15 protein-coding genes are annotated in these 17,755 nt (G+C 66.9%); 5 read left to right on the top strand and 10 right to left on the bottom strand.

Annotation, left to right across the window (positions count from 1 at the left end; all coding sequences use genetic code 11):
* Positions 1-3 precede the first annotated feature (3 nt).
* Both ACED67_RS00505 and ACED67_RS00500 read left to right on the top strand, forming a co-directional pair.
* Positions 4-936 carry a 2-hydroxyacid dehydrogenase gene (locus ACED67_RS00505; RefSeq protein WP_395539484.1) on the top strand — a complete coding sequence of 311 codons (933 nt, stop codon included), beginning with the start codon at positions 4-6 and terminating at the stop codon, positions 934-936.
* Between the two features lie 93 nt (positions 937-1,029).
* The gene (locus tag ACED67_RS00500) at positions 1,030-2,427 is read left to right on the top strand and encodes an NAD(P)/FAD-dependent oxidoreductase (protein WP_395539483.1); all 1,398 of its coding nucleotides are present in this window, start codon (positions 1,030-1,032) and stop codon (positions 2,425-2,427) included.
* A gap of 49 nt (positions 2,428-2,476) precedes the next feature.
* Here the strand turns inward: ACED67_RS00500 and ACED67_RS00495 are convergent, their stop codons facing one another.
* A complete protein-coding gene (locus tag ACED67_RS00495) occupies positions 2,477-3,520 on the bottom strand; it encodes an AbrB family transcriptional regulator (protein WP_395539482.1) in 1,044 nt (347 codons plus the stop codon).
* A gap of 184 nt (positions 3,521-3,704) precedes the next feature.
* Between ACED67_RS00495 and ACED67_RS00490 the strand changes: the two genes are divergently transcribed.
* A complete protein-coding gene (locus tag ACED67_RS00490) occupies positions 3,705-4,955 on the top strand; it encodes an alpha-D-ribose 1-methylphosphonate 5-triphosphate diphosphatase (protein ID WP_395539481.1) in 1,251 nt (416 codons plus the stop codon).
* Here ACED67_RS00490 and ACED67_RS00485 read toward each other — a convergent pair.
* The 7 genes from ACED67_RS00485 to ACED67_RS00455 form a co-directional block, all read right to left on the bottom strand.
* The gene (locus ACED67_RS00485) at positions 4,931-5,791 is read right to left on the bottom strand and encodes an alpha/beta fold hydrolase (RefSeq protein ID WP_395539480.1); all 861 of its coding nucleotides are present in this window, start codon (positions 5,789-5,791) and stop codon (positions 4,931-4,933) included. The genes ACED67_RS00490 and ACED67_RS00485 overlap by 25 nt on opposite strands.
* Positions 5,792-5,900: 109 nt before the next feature.
* Entirely contained in the window at positions 5,901-6,554 is a 654-nt protein-coding gene (locus tag ACED67_RS00480) for a 3-oxoacid CoA-transferase subunit B (RefSeq protein WP_395539479.1), read from the bottom strand.
* 4 nt (positions 6,555-6,558) lie between these two features.
* Complete coding sequence (locus ACED67_RS00475; RefSeq protein ID WP_395539477.1) at positions 6,559-7,212, bottom strand: CoA transferase subunit A; 654 nt, start codon at positions 7,210-7,212, stop codon at positions 6,559-6,561.
* On the bottom strand, positions 7,209-8,417 hold the full coding sequence (locus ACED67_RS00470; RefSeq protein ID WP_395539476.1) for an acetate/propionate family kinase: 1,209 nt from the start codon (positions 8,415-8,417) through the stop codon (positions 7,209-7,211). Before ACED67_RS00470 ends, ACED67_RS00475 begins: the two co-directional genes overlap by 4 nt.
* Before the next feature lie 22 nt (positions 8,418-8,439).
* A complete protein-coding gene (locus ACED67_RS00465) occupies positions 8,440-9,828 on the bottom strand; it encodes a bifunctional enoyl-CoA hydratase/phosphate acetyltransferase (protein WP_395539475.1) in 1,389 nt (462 codons plus the stop codon).
* A 312-nt stretch (positions 9,829-10,140) separates the two neighbouring features.
* On the bottom strand, positions 10,141-11,640 hold the full coding sequence (locus ACED67_RS00460) for a trimethylamine methyltransferase family protein (RefSeq protein WP_395539474.1): 1,500 nt from the start codon (positions 11,638-11,640) through the stop codon (positions 10,141-10,143).
* The gene (locus tag ACED67_RS00455) at positions 11,637-13,688 is read right to left on the bottom strand and encodes an oxidoreductase (RefSeq protein ID WP_395539473.1); all 2,052 of its coding nucleotides are present in this window, start codon (positions 13,686-13,688) and stop codon (positions 11,637-11,639) included. The genes ACED67_RS00460 and ACED67_RS00455 overlap by 4 nt, the downstream gene beginning before the upstream one ends.
* Positions 13,689-13,800: 112 nt before the next feature.
* On the opposite strand from ACED67_RS00455, the gene ACED67_RS00450 reads away from it, so the two are divergent.
* On the top strand, positions 13,801-15,816 hold the full coding sequence (locus tag ACED67_RS00450; RefSeq protein ID WP_395539472.1) for a CocE/NonD family hydrolase: 2,016 nt from the start codon (positions 13,801-13,803) through the stop codon (positions 15,814-15,816).
* A 12-nt stretch (positions 15,817-15,828) separates the two neighbouring features.
* On the top strand, positions 15,829-16,425 hold the full coding sequence (locus ACED67_RS00445) for a TetR/AcrR family transcriptional regulator (RefSeq protein WP_395539471.1): 597 nt from the start codon (positions 15,829-15,831) through the stop codon (positions 16,423-16,425).
* A 3-nt stretch (positions 16,426-16,428) separates the two neighbouring features.
* Here the strand turns inward: ACED67_RS00445 and ACED67_RS00440 are convergent, their stop codons facing one another.
* Positions 16,429-17,334 carry an energy transducer TonB family protein gene (locus ACED67_RS00440; protein WP_395539470.1) on the bottom strand — a complete coding sequence of 302 codons (906 nt, stop codon included), beginning with the start codon at positions 17,332-17,334 and terminating at the stop codon, positions 16,429-16,431.
* A complete protein-coding gene (gene exbD, locus ACED67_RS00435) occupies positions 17,331-17,753 on the bottom strand; it encodes a TonB system transport protein ExbD (RefSeq protein ID WP_395539468.1) in 423 nt (140 codons plus the stop codon). The genes ACED67_RS00440 and exbD overlap by 4 nt, the downstream gene beginning before the upstream one ends.
* Positions 17,754-17,755: the final 2 nt, after the last annotated feature.

Raw genomic sequence — 17,755 nt, 5'->3', positions numbered from 1 at the left:
GCGATGACGATTGCCGTCTATCTGGGCGATGACGCGGAAACCGCGGAATGGGTGGCGCTTCTGGCGCGCCTTCTGCCCGAATTCACTGTCGAGGACATGCTGTCCCCTGCCGATCCGGCCAAGGTGGAATATGCGGCAGTCTGGGGACCGCCAGCGGGTGCCATCGCCAAGTTCACGAACCTCAAGGCCGTCGTCTCGATCGGAGCGGGCGTCGACCATGTGCTGCGCGACCCCGACCTGCCCAAGCATCTTCCAATCCTGCGCACCACCGGCCCCGACATGGTCCAGCGTCTGCGCGAATATGTGGCGCTGCATGTGCTGACCCATCACCGCGAGCTGGGCATCACCGACGACAATCAGCGCGCGGGAGTGTGGAAACAGATCGTCACGCCCTTGGCCTCGCGCCGTCGCGTGGGCGTCATGGGCCTGGGCAACATCGCGCGGACCTGCGCGCAGACCCTGGCGGCCCTAGGCTTCGACACCGCGGGATGGTCGCGTTCGGGCGGCGCGGTCGAGGGCGTGACTGTCTTTGCCGGGGCCGAAGGCCTGCCTGCCTTTCTAGCGCGGACCGAGATCCTCGTCTGCCTGCTGCCACTGACCCCCGAGACCCGCGACATCCTGGATGCCGCTCTGATGGCACAACTTCCCAAGGGTGCACGGATCATCAATGCCGGGCGCGGCGGCCATCTGGTCGAGGCCGACCTGCTGGCGGCCCTGGACAGTGGCCAGATCGGCGGCGCGACACTGGATGTGTTCCGCACCGAACCCCTGCCCGCTGGTCATCCGTTCTGGACTCATCCGAGAATCCGCGTGACTCCGCATATCGCCTCGATGATCGATGCTGAAACCGGGGCCTCGGTCATCGCTGCGAATATTCGCAGCTTCGAGGCGACCGGCACCTCGGAAGCGGTCGCCGACGCGTCGCGCGGCTACTGACACTGCGAAAATCGCTTTCCGGCGCTGGCGGGGGGCTGGCGCCTGGGGGGCGGGCCGTGATTACCTGCCCCCGCCCCCCTTTGCGAGAGAGCCATGCCCAGCCCGCAAACTCCCGACCGTATCGGTGATGTGTCCTTCTGGTATGCTGATATCGGCCTGCCCGCCCGCCGCGCCGCGCTGCCGGGCGATGTCGAGGCCGATGTCTGCATCATCGGCGCGGGCTATACCGGCCTCTGGACCGCCTGGTATTTGAAACAGGCCGAGCCTGCGCTGCGCATCGTGGTGGTCGAGAAGGAATTCGCCGGTTTCGGCGCTTCGGGGCGCAATGGCGGCTGGCTCTCGGGCGGCTTCTCCTGGAACCACCGCCGCTATGCCGAAGCCACGTCGGAAGATGCCGTACGCCGCATGGTGCGCGCGATGAACGGAACGGTGGACGAAGTGATCGCCGTGGCCGCGGCGCAGGGAATCGACGCGGACATCCGGCGCACCGACGAGCTTCTGGTCGCGGTGAACCCGGCCCAGGCGCAACGGATGCGGGCCGAGGTCGAGCACCGCCGCCACTGGGGCGAAGAGGCCCGGGTCCATCGCATCGGGGCCGAGGAAATGGCCGCCCGTATCCGCATTCCCGGCGCGCTGGGGGCGCTTGTCGTCACCAATGTCGCCCGCGTCCAGCCTGCGAAACTGGTGCGTGGCCTGGCCGCCGCCTGCGAACGCGCCGGGATCGCCATCTATGAAGGCACGACCGTGACGGGGCTTGAGAAAGGCCGCGCCACGACCGACCGGGGTGTCGTGACCGCGCCCTCCGTCCTGCGCTGCACCGAAGGGTTCACGGCGGGCTTGCCGGGTATGAAACGTGAATGGTTGCCGCTCAATTCGGCCCAGGTCGCGACCGAGCCGCTTCCACCCGAGATCTGGGACGAGATTGGCTGGCAGGGCCATGAGATCGTGGGCGATTTCGCCAATGGATATTGCTATTGCCAGCGCACGCGCGAAGGGCGCATCACCGTGGGCGCACGGGGTGTGCCCTATCTTTTCGGCTCGAACCTCGATTCTAACGGCGCGCCCGATGCCGAGACGATCCGCCGCCTCACCGCGATCCTGCACCGCCATTTCCCTGCCGCGGCCCGGTATCGTATCGCCCATGCCTGGTGCGGTGTGCTGGGTGTGCCACGGGACTGGTGCGCGACGGTGGGCTATGATCCGGCGCAGGGCTGGGGCTGGGCGGGCGGCTATGTCGGCACCGGCGTCTCGACCTCGAACTTGGCGGGCCGCACGCTGGCCGACCTGGCGCTGGGGCGGCAAACCGATCTGACCACCCTGCCCTGGGTCAACCGTCGGGTGCGCAACTGGGAGCCCGAGCCCTTCCGCTGGTTGGGCGTCCACGGCATGTATGCGCTGCTGAATGCCGCCGACCGGGCCGAGGCCAGGCCGGGCACCACCGCGCCCTCGCGGCTGGCCGGTTGGGGCAATAAGCTGACCGGCCGCTATTGAGCGGGACCCGGTCCACCGGCTGATCGCGCCTGGACGACGCGGGGGGCGTTCAGGCGGCGGGCGGGTCGTCCCGCGACAGAAGGCGATGCAAGAGCGGCGCCGCCACGATCACCGCCAGGATGCGGATAACGTGATGCAGCACCACAAAGGCCGCATCGGCCTGGATTGCCAGCGCAACAAGCCCCATTTCCGTCAGCCCGCCCGGAGCCAGCGCCAGCAGCGCCTGTTCCATCCCCACGCCGGTCGCCGCCTGCATGGCAAGACCGCCCGCCAGGGCCAGGGCAAGAGCCAGAATCGTTGCTCCCATGCTGAGCACTCCGGCGCGGCCCAGCGCAGCCGCCCCGATTCCCGCGAAGCGGCAGCCGAGAACGGTGCCGAGGATCACCTGTGCGGTATTGACGACAAGCCCGGGCGGCGCGCTTTCGGTCACGCCGCCCAGATGCAACGCGCCGGACAGGATCAGGGGGCCAAGGAAGGTCGGCGCCGGGAAACGCAACTTCCGTCCCATGAGACTGCCGAAAACGGCCGCTGCCAGCATCAGCGCCAGATCCGCATAATCCGGCCATTCCGCGCCGGCCCGCGCCGCGCCGCTGATCTGCGCGCCCTGCACCATCCGAAACCACACGGCGATCATCGCGATCACGGTCACGATGCGCAGGCTTTGTGCCAGGATCACCTGCTCGACGCGGGCGCCGCGCGCCTCGCCGATCTCGACCATCTCGTTCAGGCCGCCCGGCATTCCGGCGAAATAGGCGGTGGTCCAGTCGAAGCGGCCGAGATGGCGATAGAAGGGCACGACGATCATGCCGACCACCGCCAGATAGACCAGCATGATCGCAAGGGTCATGCCCCATTGTCCGGCGCCGACCAGCACATCAGGCGTGAATCGCGATCCAAGCAGCACGCCGATCACGGCAACCGTGGCCGGGCGCAGCCGCTTTGGGCCCTTGACCGGCAGGCCCCCGACCGCTGCCGCCATGGTGGCGAACAGCGCGCCCAGCATCCAAGGCAGCGGCAGTGCCAGCCAATGGAACAAGGCACCGCCGGCAACCCCGATGATCAGCCCGAAGACAATGCGCAGGAACGGAGACAAATGCGGGACAGTCCTAGCTTGCGGGCCCGACCGGGCACCGGGTTCAGCGGCGCGACCTTCGGCAAAGCGGCGCCGATTGTCGAGACAGCGTGATCGCTCTTGCCATCTGGCTGTGACCTAAGCGCTATAGTCGCGCCGGGTGCGGCCGCAAAATCGACGTCCCGCCACAAGAAAGGCCCTGCCGATGAATGCCTTGCCGCCCACTGCCCCGACCCGGACCGAAGATGCCCTGCTGATCGAGGGTGCCGAGGTCCTGATGCCAGGAGGGCTGGCGCGGGTCTCTGTCCGACTCGAGGGCGGGATGATCACAGGCATCGACGTCGCCGCCGATGGCGCGCGTCGGGTTTCAGCGCCGGGCATGCTGCTGGCCCCCGCCCTGGTCGATATTCACGGCGATGCCTTCGAGCGCCAGTTGATGCCGCGCCCCGGCGTGCTGCTGCCCGTCGAGGCGGCGCTTCTGGAAACCGATCGACAGCTTGCGGCGAACGGCATCGCGACCGCCTATCACGCCCTGACGCTGAGCTGGGAGCCTGGGCTGCGCTCGGTCCAGATGGGCTGGGATGTGCTTGGCACGCTGTCCCGCATCGCGCCGCGCCTGACGGTCGAGAATCGGTTGCAACTGCGCTGGGAGAGCTTCTGCTTCGAGGCCGTTCCGCTGATCGAGGCGGCGCTGGCCGGGCTTCTGACGCCGTCGGTCGCCTTCAACGATCATACATCGATGATCCTGCTAGACCCCAGTGTCGCCCTACAGGACCGCCCCTTTGAGCATGCGCCGGATTTTCCGGTGACGTCTTTCGACAATCCGGTCTTCCTGGCCAAGATGGAGCTGCGCGCCAAGCGGTCGCAGATGGAAACTGCGGCCTGCGTCGATCTGATCCGCGAGATCTGGTCACGCCGCCCGCACGTGCCGCCCATGATCGCCGAGGTCGCGGCGCTGGGTCGAAAGGCCGGAGCCGCGATGCTGAGCCATGACGACACCCGGGCCGAGACCCGTGATTTCTACCGCGCGCTTGGTGCCCGGATCAGCGAGTTTCCGATGAACCTCGCCACGGCGCGGGCCGCGCGCGCGGCCGGGGACAGCATCGTCTTCGGCGCCCCCAACGCGGCGCGGGGCGGCAGCCATCTGGGGTCTCCCGGCGCGGCGGCGATGATCGCCGAAGGGCTCTGCGACATCCTCGCTTCGGATTACTATTACCCGGCGATGCTCTCTGCCGTGGCCCGCCTGACGGCCGACAAGGTCGCCCCGCTCGAGCGGCTTTGGCCGCTGATCGCCGCCAACCCGGCCCGCGCGCTGGGGCTGATGGACCGCGGCGAGATTGCGGTGGGGCAAAGGGCGGACCTTGTGCTGGTCGACTGGCCCGAAGGGCAGGCCCCGGCGGTGCGCCAGACGCTGGTCGCGGGCCGGATGGCCTATGGTGCGGTGGCGGCGGGCTGAGACGCCGCGAAGGCCCGCACGGCATCCAGCCAAGCGGCAATGGTGCGCAGCGACTGTGGCTCGTCGAGGAACGGCACATGGCCGCGATCCGGTACATCGACGCGGATCAGATCCGGGCGACGGCGGGCCATTCCTGTCGCGGCCTCTGCCGACAGCACGTCGGAATTGGCGGCCCGGATCAGCGCCAGCGGCAGACCCGCGCAGGCATCGAACAGCGGCCAGGCATCGGCGGTGGGGGCGGCCAGCGCCGCATCGAAGCTTTGCCGCAGCGCCGGATCATAGGGCAGGCCAAGCCGACCCTCCAGCTGGACATATCGCCGGGCCGCCTCTTCCGCCCAGCGTTCGGTAGGCACCTTCAGGAAGCCGGGGCTGGCGGCGAGACGGTCTGCGGCCTGTTCCAAAGTGGCGACCGGGGGGACGACGCCGACATAATCGCCGATCCTTTGCAGACCGGCGCGCTCCAGCACCGGGCCGCAATCGACCAGACACAACCCGGTCAGGCGCGCCTTGGCAAAGGCCGCCATGACCATGCCCAGAAGCCCGCCGCGCGAAGTGCCGACAACCGCCACACGGTCAAGACCCAGATGGTCAAGGAGCGCGAGCGCATCGCGCGCCTCCTGCGCCACGGTATAGCTGTGCCAATCGGCCCAGGCAGAGGCTCCGCGCCCCCGGCTGTCAAGCCGGATCAGGCGGATGTCAGCGGGCAGGTGACAGGCAAGATACTCGAAGTCCCGCCCGTCGCGCGTCATGCCGGCCAGTGCCAGAACGGGCAGGCCCGCGCCTTCGTCGCGATAGGCCAGACGGGTGCCGTCTTCCGCAAGAAACGCTTTCCTCATCCGCCGGCCTCCCCGCCGCGATTGCGCCCTTGGTGTCGTGTTTCCTCCGGGCATCGCGGCAGAGTACTTTGGCCAGACTGAAGCGGGCAAGGCCGCATCACCAGACGCGTCAGTCAACGCGCATTTCGGGAACCTCGGAGGGCACGATCAGCCGCGCTTCGGTCGCAGCCAGGATCTCGTCCACGCTGACGCCCGGCGCGCGCTCGGCCAGGGACAATCCCTCGGGGCCGGGGCGCAGGACCGCAAGATCGGTCACGACAAGATCGACCCGGCGCAGCGCGGTCAAGGGCAGCACGCAGCGCGGCACGATCTTCGACTGCCCTTTGGCCGCGTGCTGCATGGCGACGATCACACAGGCCGCCCCCGTCACAAGGTCCATCGCGCCGCCCATGCCCGGCACCATCTTGCCCGGCACTTTCCAATTCGCCAGATGCCCTTCTTCATCGACCTGAAGCCCGCCCAGCACGGTCATGTCGAGATGCCCACCCCGGATCAGGCCAAAACTCATGGCGCTGTCGATCGAGACGGCGCCCGGAACGGCGGTGACGAAGCCGCCCCCTGCATCGGTAAGGTGGCGATCCTCCATTCCCTCGGGCGGGCGGGCGCCAAGCCCGATCACGCCATTCTCGGCCTGAAAGAACACGCCGCGTTCGGCGGGCACGAAATTCGCCACCATCGAAGGCAGGCCGATCCCCAGATTGACCAGCATCCCCGGCTTGATCTCGCGCGCGACACGGCGGGCGATCAGTTCCTTGGCATCCATGGCGCTACCCTTTGCGGATCAGAAGATGGTCGACCAGCACGCCCGGCGTCTTGACCGCATCGGGCGCGATCACCCCCACCGGGACGATGCTGTCGGGCTCTGCAATCACCTTGCGCCCGGCCATAGCCATGATCGGATTGAAATTGTGGGCGGTCAGCATGTAGCTCAGATTGCCGATGTAATCGGCGGTATGCGCCGCGATCAGTGCGAAATCGGCAGTGAGCGGGGTTTCCAGCAGAAAGCGCTTTCCCTGAACCTCTACCACCTGCTTGCCCGCTTCGACCTCGGTGCCCAACCCGGTTGGCGTCAGAACCCCGCCCAACCCCACGCCACCCGCGCGGATGCGCTCGACCAGCGTGCCCTGCGGGACCAGCTCGCAACCGATCTCTCCGGCGATCATCTTGGCCTGCATCTCGGGGTTCAGGCCGATATGCGAAGCGATGACATGCGCCACGCACCCCGCCGAGATCAGCTTGCCAATCCCCTTTCCCGGCATGGCCGTGTCATTGGCGATCACCGTCAGCCCGCGCGCGCCCTGCGCGACCAGAGCGTCGATCAGGCGTTCGGGCGTGCCCACGGCCATGAAGCCGCCGATCATCAGGCTGGCACCATCCGGGATCATCGCCGCAGCCGCCTCGGGTTTCAACACGCCCTTCATGCCGCCGTCCTTTCACCGCCGCCGGCCAGCGCGCGCGTGGCCCTTGCAATCACCAGTTCTTCATTCGTCGGCACGACCAGCACATCCGTCGCCGCCCCCGCCGCCGAGACCACCCTGGCATGGGCTTCATTGGCCAGCGTATCGATCTCGATTCCCAGCCAGCCCATGCCGGCGCAGACCTTGGCCCGCACGAGGGCAGAGTTCTCGCCGATGCCGCCCGAGAAGACCAGGGCGTCGATGCCGCCCAAGGCCGCCGCCATCGAGCCGATCTCGAGCCGGATCCGGGCCGTGAAATACTCGATGGCCTGCGCCGCCTCTGGCGCCGGGCTGGCCTCGAGCGTGCGCATGTCGTTCGAGAGGCCGGAAAGGCCCAAAAGTCCCGACTGCTTGTAGAGAAGGTCCGAGATGTCCTGCGGGCTCATGCCCTGCTGGTCCATCAAGAACAGCATCACCCCTGGGTCGAGCTGCCCCGGCCTTGTGCCCATTGGCAGCCCATCCAGCGGCGAGAAGCCCATGGTCGAGGCGATCGAACGCCCGGCCAGCAGGCCGCAAAGCGAGGCGCCATTCCCCAGGTGGGCGATCACGACGCGGCCCTGCGCCAGCGCGGGCGCGCTGCGGGCCAGTTCACCGGCGATATAGTCGTAGGACAGGCCGTGAAACCCATAGCGGCGCACGCCCAGGTCATACAGCTGGCGCGGCAGGCCATAGGTGTCGTTCACCCAGGGATGGCTGCGGTGGAAGGCCGTGTCGAAACAGGCGACCTGCGGCGCTTCGGGGAAGGCTTCGATGGCTGCACGGATGCCCGCCAGATTGTGCGGCTGATGCAGCGGCGCGAAGGGCGACAGGGTTGCCAGATCGTCCAGCAGCGCCGCGTCCACAAGCGCATGAGTCGCGCGCTCCGGGCCGCCATGCACGACACGGTGCCCGACCGCCCCCACGCCAATGCCCGGAAAGGCCGCGTGCAGGCTGTCGAGGACACAGTGCAACGCCTGGGCATGGCTCGTCAGGCTTCCGGGCGCGACCGGCAGGGCCGCGCCTGCGCTGTCCTTGAGCCTCAGACTGCCTTGGAGGCCGATCCGGTCGGCCAGCCCGGTTGCAAGCGGCGCCTCGCCCGCCGGGCCGAACAGCGCAAATTTCAGCGAGGACGAGCCCGCATTCAGCGTCAGGATGCCGCCCATCTTCGCCCCCGCCGTCCGACCTGTCATGCCCGGCCCTCCCCAGCCCATTTCATGCCTTGGTAGCGCCCAGCACATGGAAGTGATGGATGGCAGCGACAGCACAAGAGGCCAGACGCGACATGCTGCTGTCCGAACGCGAGTTCAGGATCACCGGCACTTTCGCCCCCAGAACAAGGCCCGCGCCTTCGGCATGGCTGATGAAGGCAAGTTGCTTGGCCAGCATATTGCCCGCGTCGATTCCAGGCACGACAAGGATATTGGCCTGACCGGCCACCCCGCCCTTCAGCCCCTTGCTGCGGGCGGCCGCCAGATCCACGGCATTGTCCATCGCCAGCGGTCCCTCGACCAGCCCGCCCCTAATCTGCCCCCGATCGGCCATCTTCGACAGAAGCGCCGCGTCGATCGAGGACTGGATCGCCGGGTTCACCGTCTCGACCGCCGAAAGGACGCCAACCTTCGGCTCCATTCCCAGCGACAGGGCAAGGTCGATGGCGTTCTGGCAGATATCCACCTTGGTCGCGAGATCGGGGGCGATGTTGATCGCCGCATCCGTGACCATCACCGGATGCGGCTGGCCCGGCACATCCATCACGAAGACATGGGTGAAGCGGCGCCCGATGCGCAGACCCTTGTCGCGGTCGACCATGGGTTTCAGCAGGTCGTCCGTGTGCAGATGCCCCTTCATCACCGCCTGCGCCCGGCCCTCATGCACCAGCGCACAGGCCAAGGCGGCGGCTTCGGCATGGGTGGCGGCCTCGACAATCTCGATCCCGGTCAGGTCGGCGCCCAGAGCGGCCGCGGCGGCACGGATTGCCGCGGCGTGGCCGACAAGGATCGGCGTGATGATCGATTCCTTCATCGCCAGCAGCGCGCCGTCCAGAGAATTGGCCTCTTCCGGGCAGACCACTGCCGTCACCAGCGCGGGCAAGGGCCGGGCGGTTTCAAGGAAAGCGTCGAAATGGCGGTGGCGCTGGACGATCAGACCAGGCACCTCGATATCGTCGCGGTCGAATTTGAAGGTGGGGGCGATGACGACCGCCTCACCCGACAGGACGAGCGCCGCATCGGCGACACGGCGGATCTCGGTCGCCAATGTCACCTCGCCATTTGGCGCCTTAGACAGCACGGTGACCCTGGTGATCAGCTCATCCCCTTCGCGGACATGCTGATGAAACTCCAGCCCCTGACGGCGATACAATGTGCCGGGTCCGGGCAGGCGCGAGCCAAGGACCGCCGACAAAAGCGAAGCCACAAACATGCCCGGGGCGATGCCGTCGGGATGGCCATCCCCATCACCATCCTCATTCGGCAAATGCATCGGATTGAAATTGCCCGAAACAGACGCGAAACCGTAAAGATCGTCCTGCGTGATCAGGCGGCGCAATTCGGCGGTGTCGCCCGGCTGCAATTCGTCGAAGGTCCGGTTGACCAGCCTCATTTGGCGCACTCCGTGACGGCGGGCTTGCTTGCCGGCCACAGCGGCGGTGCCGGGATCAAAGGCGCGCAAGACACAGATATATCGGGTGAATGCGGCATGATCTTTTCCTTTGCCATGGCTGCTGCCCTGAAGGCCCCGGTGAAAGTGGCAGTCGCATCCCCGGGATGGGGCAGCAGGCCCAGAACCTGATGGAAAGGCCGGATCGGCGCAATGGGGTAAGGCGAGAATTTCGCAAGGACACCCGGCACATATGGACGCCATGCAGAGGTCCTTTGCGCCATTCGGGCGGCGCGTCACCGCGCGCCCGCCCGTTCAGTTCATCGGGGCCCCGCCCTCTTCCTTGCGGCGGGCGACATAGGCATCCAACGCCTCGGCCCGGCCGGGGTCGAGCGCGGGTTCCTCATATTGCGTCAGAAGCTCTTTCCAGATCGCGTTCGCCCGCGCGGGGGCTTCGGTGGCACCCGCCTGCAGCCATTGCGGGTAATTGTCCCAATTCGACAGCATCGGCGCATAGAAGGCGCTTTCATACCGCTCCATCGTATGAGCCGCACCGAAGAAGTGACCGCCGGGGCCGACCTCGGCCATGGCCTCAAGTGCCAGCGCTTCGGGGCGGCAATCGAGCGGCGCAAGAAAGGCCTGCATCATCTGAAGCATCTCGGCATCGAGGATGAGCTTTTCGAAACTGGCGGTCAGGCCGCCATGCATCCATCCCGCCGCATGCTCGATCAGATGCGCCCCGCCCATCACCGCGCCCCAAAGCGCCATCTGGGATTCATAGGCCGCCTGGGCATCGACCGCATTGGCGGCTGTGACGTTCGAGGACCGGAACGGCACGGCGATATGGCGGGCCAATTGCCCCGAGGCAGCGGCGGCCTTGGCATATTCCGGGGTGCCGAAAGCGGGCGCGCCCGAGCGCATGTCGACATTGCTGGTGAACCCGCCATACATCACCGGCACGCCGGGCCGCACGATCTGGGTGAGCACGATCCCCGCCAGCGCCTCGGCATGTTGCTGCACCAGAGCCCCGGCGAGCGTGACCGGCGACATGGCGCCTGCCAGGGTAAAGGGCGTGATGACATTGACCTGGCCATGTTCGGCCATGGCGATCAGCCCCTCGGCCATCGGAATGTCCAGTTGCCGGGGGGAATTGGTGTTGATGATCCCCAGAAGCGTTGGCGGCAGGCGGTCGGGCGTGGTTCCGGCGGCGATGGCCGCCATCTCCAGCCCGTCCATCGTGCGCGCATGACCCAGGGTCTGGGTCTGCCAGTTCTTGTCCAGAAGGCCGATCTGGGCGCGGTAAATGTCCAGGTGGCGGGTGTTTGCCGGAAGATCCATCGGCTCGAACGGACAGCCGCCCTCATGCTGGATCACGTTCAGCACCTGCACCAGCCGCAGGTAATCACACATCTCGGCAAAGCTTCCGTCGCGCCGGCCCCGATCAAGGTCCATCACATAGGCCGGACCGCCGACAGAAGCGAAGACGCAATGCCCGCCACCCAGCCGAAGGGATTTGGCTGGGTCACGGGCCGTCAGGGTGAATTGGGCCGGCACTGTCGCAAGCCTTTCGCCGATCATGGCGGGGTCGAGATGAACCATATCCTCCCGGACCGTGGCGCCTGCCGCCCTGAACCGGGCGCGGGCGCCTTCATGCAGCACCCGCATGCCCAGACGGAGCAGCACCTCAAGCGCGGCGGCATGGATCGCCGCCACCTGATCGTCGGAGATCACCTTCAGCGGATCATACAGCCGGGGCACCTGACCAAAGGGAAGCTGCCGGATGCCGCCCGGCGCGCGACGCGGCCGCCGGGTCATTGCGCCACCTGCGGCAAGGCGGCCGGGCCGGGATCGCGCCGGATCATGACATTGGAAAGACCTAGACCCTCGGCGGTGCGATGGCCCTGCCAGACGGCATGGGCTATGGCCCCCGGGGCATTGGCGTCTCCGGTCAGATGGACGCTAAGACCGCGCTGCACAAGCTCTTGATACAGCGCGCTGCGCCCCAGCCGCAGCCCAACGATCACCAGCGAGCCTGCGGTCAGGCTGGACGGCTCGCCGCTCATCATCTGCGCCAGATCCACCTTGTTCCCGTCAAAGCCAGTGACGCGCTGAAGGGTACGGTAACCGATGCCCCGGAGGGCAAGTGCCGCGTGGATATGGCCCTGTTCATTGGTCAGAAAGCTCCAGGCCGAAGCCGCGCCGGCGCTGGTGACATAGGTCACGGGCAGACCCTTCGCCGCAAGGTCTTCGGCAATCGCGCTGCCAAGATAATAGTTGTCGAAATCGAAAACGGTGACCGGACCTTCTGGCTGCGCGCCCGCCGCCAGATCGTCGGGCGTATAGACGCGCGGCCCGTCCGCCGCGCCTTCGGGCAATTCGCTGGCGCCCAACAGGGCCTTTGTCCACTGAGCCCCGGTCGCGACCACCACATGATCCGCGCCAAACTCGACCACATCATCCACCGACAGATCCGATCCGGCATAGAGCGAGACATTCGCCATTTTCCGAAGCTGGCCAAGGCGATAGTCCGCCACCCTGCCCCATTGCCTCAACCCTGGCAGCGCCGTTTCAAATCGTAGCCGCCCGCCGAACGTATCGGCTTTCTCGGCAAGCGCCACGCGAAAGCCGCGCCGTGCCGCCGTCAGTGCCGCCTCAAGGCCGGCAGGCCCGCCGCCCACCACAAGAACCTGCCCTTCGCCGGATGCGCGCGGGCGTTCCGGGTGCCAGCCGCGCCGCCATTCCTCGCCGGCCGTCGGGTTCTGCGTGCAGCGCACCCAGACCCCGTCATGCCAGGAGGAAATGCAGATGTTGCAGCCAATGCACTCACGGATGTCCTCTTCGCGCCCTTCGTCGATCTTCTGCGGCAGGAAAGGGTCGGCGATGGAAGGCCGCGCACCCCCGATGAGGTCCAGAACGCCGTCGCGCAGCATCTGCACCATCGTGTCGGGACTGGTGAAACGACCGACACCGACGACCGGCTTGTCGGTGATCTGTTTCATGAAATCGACCACAGGCCGGTGGCTGCCCTCGGGCACAAAGCGGCTCGGGCCGCAATCCGTGCCGGAATAGTCCATCTTTACATCAAAAAGATCGGGGGCATCCTTCAGAAGCCCGATCACCTCATGCGCTTCGCTTTCGGCCGAATCGGACCGGCGCGCGCGCAATTCCTGCATCGACACGCGCAGCGCTACGGCACAGCGGCCATGGGTCGCCTCGCGCACGGCGTCGATCAGCTCTTCCACCAGCCGCACCCGGTTGCGAACCGAGCCGCCATAGGCATCGGTGCGGTGATTATAATCCGAAAGCAGGAACTGATAGGGCAGATAGCCCATGCCGGCGTAGACATAGAGAATGTCGAACCCCGCCGCCTCGGCCCGCAGTGCCGCCTCGGAATGCCAGCGGATCAGCTCGCGGATATCGCCCGCATCCATCACCCGTGGCCGAGCGGCGGACATGAAGGGCACATGCGTCGCCATCCAGGGCACGCCCGAGGGCGACAAGGGCGGCAGACGGGTGGTGCGGTTCACCGCAGCCGCCCCGCCATGCCACAGCTCGATCCCCGCCAGAGCGCCGTGGGCATGGACCGCTTCGGTCATCACCCGGTGCGCGGCGATATCGGCGCGATCCCAGATCGTCGCGCAGGGAAAGGGGCTGTCGTCGGAAGAAGGGTCGACCGAAGCCGCCCCCGTGCACACGACGCCCCAGCCGCCCTCGGCCTTCATCCCCCGGAAGGCCGCCCGCACCTGCGGCGCGGCATTCGTCATACCGCTGGCATGGGGCACTTGAAAGAAGCGGTTCTTCGCCGTCTTCGGGCCGATCTTTACGGGTTCGAACAGGATGTCGTAGCGGGGATCGCGCGGCATGGCTTCCTCTTGCTGAACAGTCGTACAATAGTGTACTCGGAACATCGGTCAAGCCTCGCTGATTGCCGGCTGGCCGTTGTTGTCTGAAGGTTCAGCAAGAGGAGACACCACCGTGCCGATCGAGCGGACTGTATTCACCCACCAGATCAAGGTGATCGAAGACATCAAGATCCCGATGCCCGACGGCACCCTGCTTGCGGCGAAACTCTGGCTGCCCGAGGGTTCGGGGCCGGTGCCTGCGATTCTGGAATATCTGCCCTATCGCAAACGCGACGGAACGCGCGGCCGCGATCACCAATGGCACGCCTATTTCGCCGGTCATGGCTATGCCTCGATGCGGTTGGACATTCGCGGCACGGGCGACAGCGAAGGGCTGATCGACGACGAATATACCGTGACCGAGCAGTTGGACGGCATTGCCGCGATCGAATGGATTGCGGCGCAGGGCTGGTGCGACGGCCAGGTCGCGATGATCGGAATATCCTGGGGCGGGTTCAACGGCTTGCAGATCGCTGCACGGCAGCCTCCGGCACTGAAGACGATCATCACCGTGGGGTCGACCGATGATCGCTATGCAACCGATGTGCACTATATCGGCGGCTGCCTGTCGAAGGACAATTTCGACTGGTCGCAGACCATGTTCGCAAGCCAGGACCTGCCCCCCGACCCCGAGATCGTCGGCCCGCAATGGCGCGAGATGTGGCAGGCGCGGATGCGGGCCAATACGCCCTGGATCCTGCCCTGGCTGGCCCATCAGCGCCGTGACGACTATTGGAAGCAGGGGTCAGTCTGTGAAGATTTCGGCGCCATCAAGATACCGGTCTACGCCGTTTCGGGTTGGGCCGACAATTATTCCGAAGCTGTGCCGAGGCTGGTCGCGGGGCTCAAATCCCCAGTGCGCGGGCTGATCGGACCCTGGGCGCATTCCTACCCGCAGGATGCCAGCGTCGCACCGGAAATCGGTTGGCTGCAAGAGGTTATCCGCTGGTGCGACCATTGGATGAAGGGCCGGGAAACCGGAATCATGGACGAGCCCGCCCTGCGGGTCTGGATGCAGGACAGCGTGGCACCGCAAACCTGCTACACCGAGCGCCCCGGCCGCTGGGTGGCCGAGGACTGCTGGCCCAGCCCGAGGATCGCCTGGCAGAGCCACTATCTTTCCAACGGAAATACCCTGTCGCCGCAGCCCGGCACGGGCGAGGCCGCAATCTGCTCTCCGCTTTGGGTTGGCCTGGCCGCGGGCGAAGTCGGCCGTTATGGCGACAACGCCGATTGGCCGCCCGACCAGCGCGAGGATGATGGCGGCTCGCTGGTCTTCACATTGCCGCCGCTTGCCGCCCGCACCGAGATCATGGGCGCGCCGCAGCTTCGCCTGCGCTTCCGGTCGGACAAGCCGCAGGCCTTGGTCGCGGTGCGCCTGAATGACGTGGCCCCCGATGGCGCCTCGACCCGCGTGGCGCTGGGTCTTCTCAACCTTTGCCACCATCGGGGCCACGGCGCGCCCCAGGCGCTGGTGCCGGAGGAATGGACCGAGGCCGTGGTCGACCTGGACGACATCGCCCATGCCTTTCCCCCGGGCCATCGCATCGCCCTGTCACTTTCCACGAGCTATTGGCCCATCGCCTGGCCCAGCCCCGCGCTTGCGACGCTGACGCTTGATCTGGCCGGATGTCGGCTGGAGCTGCCCGTGCGCCCGCGGCGCGAGGCTGATGCCGCGTTGCGCCCCTTCGATCCGCCCGAAGCGGCCCCGCCCCTGCCCCGGATCGACCATCCGGCGGAGGCAAACGTGCGCCGGCGGGTCTTGCGAGACCTGCTGACCGGCGAAAGCGTGGTGGATTTCCCGCGCTGGACCTACGCGACCGAAATGCCCGATATCGCGACCACCGTGCGCAGCCATGCCATGGCGCGCTACCGGATCACCGGCAACGATCCGCTCTCGGCCCGCTGCGAGACCGAAGCCATGTGCGAGATCATCCGCAAGGATGGCCGCTTCCGTCATGAAAGCCACGGCACGCTGTCCTGCGATGCCACGCATTTCCATGTCGAGATGCATCTGACTGTCAGCGAGAATGGTGAAAGCCTTTACCGCAGAAGCTGGAAGGAAAGCATTGCGCGGGATCATATCTGACGGCATATCAAGATGATGACTGAGGCTCCGCGTTTCCGCCGCTTCACGCCCGAAGTCCGTTCGGCCATGCTTGTGCAGGCGGGGATCGCCTGTTTGGCCCGCGGCGGGCTGTCGGCCTTCACCATCGACAATATCGCACGGGAAGCCGGGGTCAGCCGCGGACTGATCTCGCATCATTTCGGTGGCAAGGACGGGCTTTTGACCGCGGTTCATGCCGAGGCCTATCGCGGCTTCATTGATATTCTTGCGCCCGACGGCGGGGACCCATCGCTGCGCGACGTGCTGGATCGGGCCTTTTCGGAAGCCCTGTTCAACCGGGACACGCTGAAGATCTGGCTGGCACTCTGGGGGGAGATATCGGTCAATCCGGCGCTGCGCGAAGAACATCGCCGATGCTATGATGCCTATCTTGACCATGTCGAACGTGCGATCGCCCAGCATGCCGCACATGCCGGATGCAACCTTGACGCAAAGGCGCTCGCGCGGCCGGTTGTGGCGGTGATCGACGGGCTGTGGCTCGAGGCGCAGATCGACCCCGAGCGGCTTTCGCCCGGAAAGGCCAGAGCGGCAGCGCTGGCTCTGCTCGAGCAGGCGCTCGGGCCGATATAAGCGCTATTTTCCGACGAATTCGAACGAGAACCGCGTCTCGGCTCCGGCGGGCGGCGGTGCGAAGGGGGCCGAGCGGCGGATATGGTCCAAGGCCACCTGATCCAGCGCCGGGCTGCCCGAAGAGCGGATGATCTTTGCCAGAACCAGCCCGCCTGAAGCAGAGATCTGGAAGCCCACGACCGCCGTGCCCCGGGCTCCGGCCTTCTGCTTCTTGGTCTTGCGGATCTTCTTCATCACTTCGGCGCCATAGCTTGCGGCCGCGACTTTGCCGCCGCCAACGCCCTTCGCCGTCTGCTTCTGTACCGGCGCGGCTTCGACCGAGGCGGCGCTGCGCTCTTTCGCAGCCTCGGTGGGTTTTGCCATTTTAGCGGGCTTGGCCTTGGCCGCTTCCGTCTTCGCGGCCGGCTTTTCAACCGGCTTCTCCGCCCGCTTTTGCGGCCTTGCCTTGGGTTTGACGGATATCACGGGCTCCGGTTCGGCTTCGGCCTCGGCGAGCGCTGCCGCTTCGGGCCGCGCCGAGGCGCTTTCCATCTCGGGTGCGGCTTCGGCCTGCGCCCCAACAGGCGCCTGCGGGGCGTCGGGCCGCGCGGGGGCATCTACAGCGCCGGGCAGCTCGGGCGCCTTGTCCTGCACCGGCGCCTCTGCGGCGTCGGGCGCTTCGGGCGCGGCCTCGGGGGCGGATTCCGACAGGGCCCCCAGTGCGGGCGCGGGCGGCATCAGGATCGGGATCGCCCTGTCAGCCGCGCCCGCCTCGCCGCCGGGGGCCGCCTGCATTGCAAGGGCGGCCAGGCCCGACAGGCCCAATGCCACCACAGCCGCCGATGCGGACCAGCCCAGGGTCGCGCCACGTTTGCGAGGCGTCGCGACCAGCGTCAGTTCCGGGCGAAACGGACAGCGTGCGGCGCTCATGGTGCCCCCCCGTCAAGGCCGACCAGCGCGACTTTCAGATACCCCGCCGCGCGCAGGGCGTTCAGCACCTCCATCAGGCGGCCATAGGCGATGCTCTGGTCGGCGCGCAGGAAGATCGGCGTCTCGTGCTGCCCGCCCGTCGCGGCATCCAGCGCCGCAGGCAGCGCCTCGGGCGCAAGCCGGGCGTCGCCAAGGATCAGATCACCCTCGACTGCGACGGTCAGCCAGACCGGGTCCTGCGGCCGGTCCTGGGGCGGCGCGGTCGAAACGGGCAGATCGACCGGCGTGTCGACCGTGGACAAGGGGGCCGCCACCATGAACACGATCAGCAAGACCAGCATCACGTCGATGAAGGGCGTGACGTTGATCTCCGACATTTCTTCCGGCGCATCCTCGCCGCCACCGACGCTGAAGGCCATGG

Source organism: Neotabrizicola paludis (genome assembly GCF_044142105.1).
Lineage (GTDB): Bacteria > Pseudomonadota > Alphaproteobacteria > Rhodobacterales > Rhodobacteraceae > Pseudogemmobacter.
The sequence above is the reverse complement of the archived record's forward strand: the minus strand, read 5'-3'. Positions and strand labels throughout refer to the sequence as shown.

Bases quoted from the DNA above. Each gene is read 5' to 3' on its own strand.
- ACED67_RS00505 (WP_395539484.1), top strand. From the start codon at position 4: ATGACGATTGCCGTCTATCTGGGCGATGACGCGGAAACCGCGGAATGG.
- ACED67_RS00500 (WP_395539483.1), top strand. From the start codon at position 1,030: ATGCCCAGCCCGCAAACTCCCGACCGTATCGGTGATGTGTCCTTCTGG.
- ACED67_RS00490 (WP_395539481.1), top strand. From the start codon at position 3,705: ATGAATGCCTTGCCGCCCACTGCCCCGACCCGGACCGAAGATGCCCTG.
- ACED67_RS00485 (WP_395539480.1), bottom strand. From the start codon at position 5,791: ATGAGGAAAGCGTTTCTTGCGGAAGACGGCACCCGTCTGGCCTATCGC.
- ACED67_RS00480 (WP_395539479.1), bottom strand. From the start codon at position 6,554: ATGGATGCCAAGGAACTGATCGCCCGCCGTGTCGCGCGCGAGATCAAG.
- ACED67_RS00475 (WP_395539477.1), bottom strand. From the start codon at position 7,212: ATGAAGGGCGTGTTGAAACCCGAGGCGGCTGCGGCGATGATCCCGGAT.
- ACED67_RS00470 (WP_395539476.1), bottom strand. From the start codon at position 8,417: ATGACAGGTCGGACGGCGGGGGCGAAGATGGGCGGCATCCTGACGCTG.
- ACED67_RS00465 (WP_395539475.1), bottom strand. From the start codon at position 9,828: ATGAGGCTGGTCAACCGGACCTTCGACGAATTGCAGCCGGGCGACACC.
- ACED67_RS00460 (WP_395539474.1), bottom strand. From the start codon at position 11,640: ATGACCCGGCGGCCGCGTCGCGCGCCGGGCGGCATCCGGCAGCTTCCC.
- ACED67_RS00455 (WP_395539473.1), bottom strand. From the start codon at position 13,688: ATGCCGCGCGATCCCCGCTACGACATCCTGTTCGAACCCGTAAAGATC.
- ACED67_RS00445 (WP_395539471.1), top strand. From the start codon at position 15,829: ATGATGACTGAGGCTCCGCGTTTCCGCCGCTTCACGCCCGAAGTCCGT.
- ACED67_RS00440 (WP_395539470.1), bottom strand. From the start codon at position 17,334: ATGAGCGCCGCACGCTGTCCGTTTCGCCCGGAACTGACGCTGGTCGCG.
- exbD (WP_395539468.1), bottom strand. From the start codon at position 17,753: ATGGCCTTCAGCGTCGGTGGCGGCGAGGATGCGCCGGAAGAAATGTCG.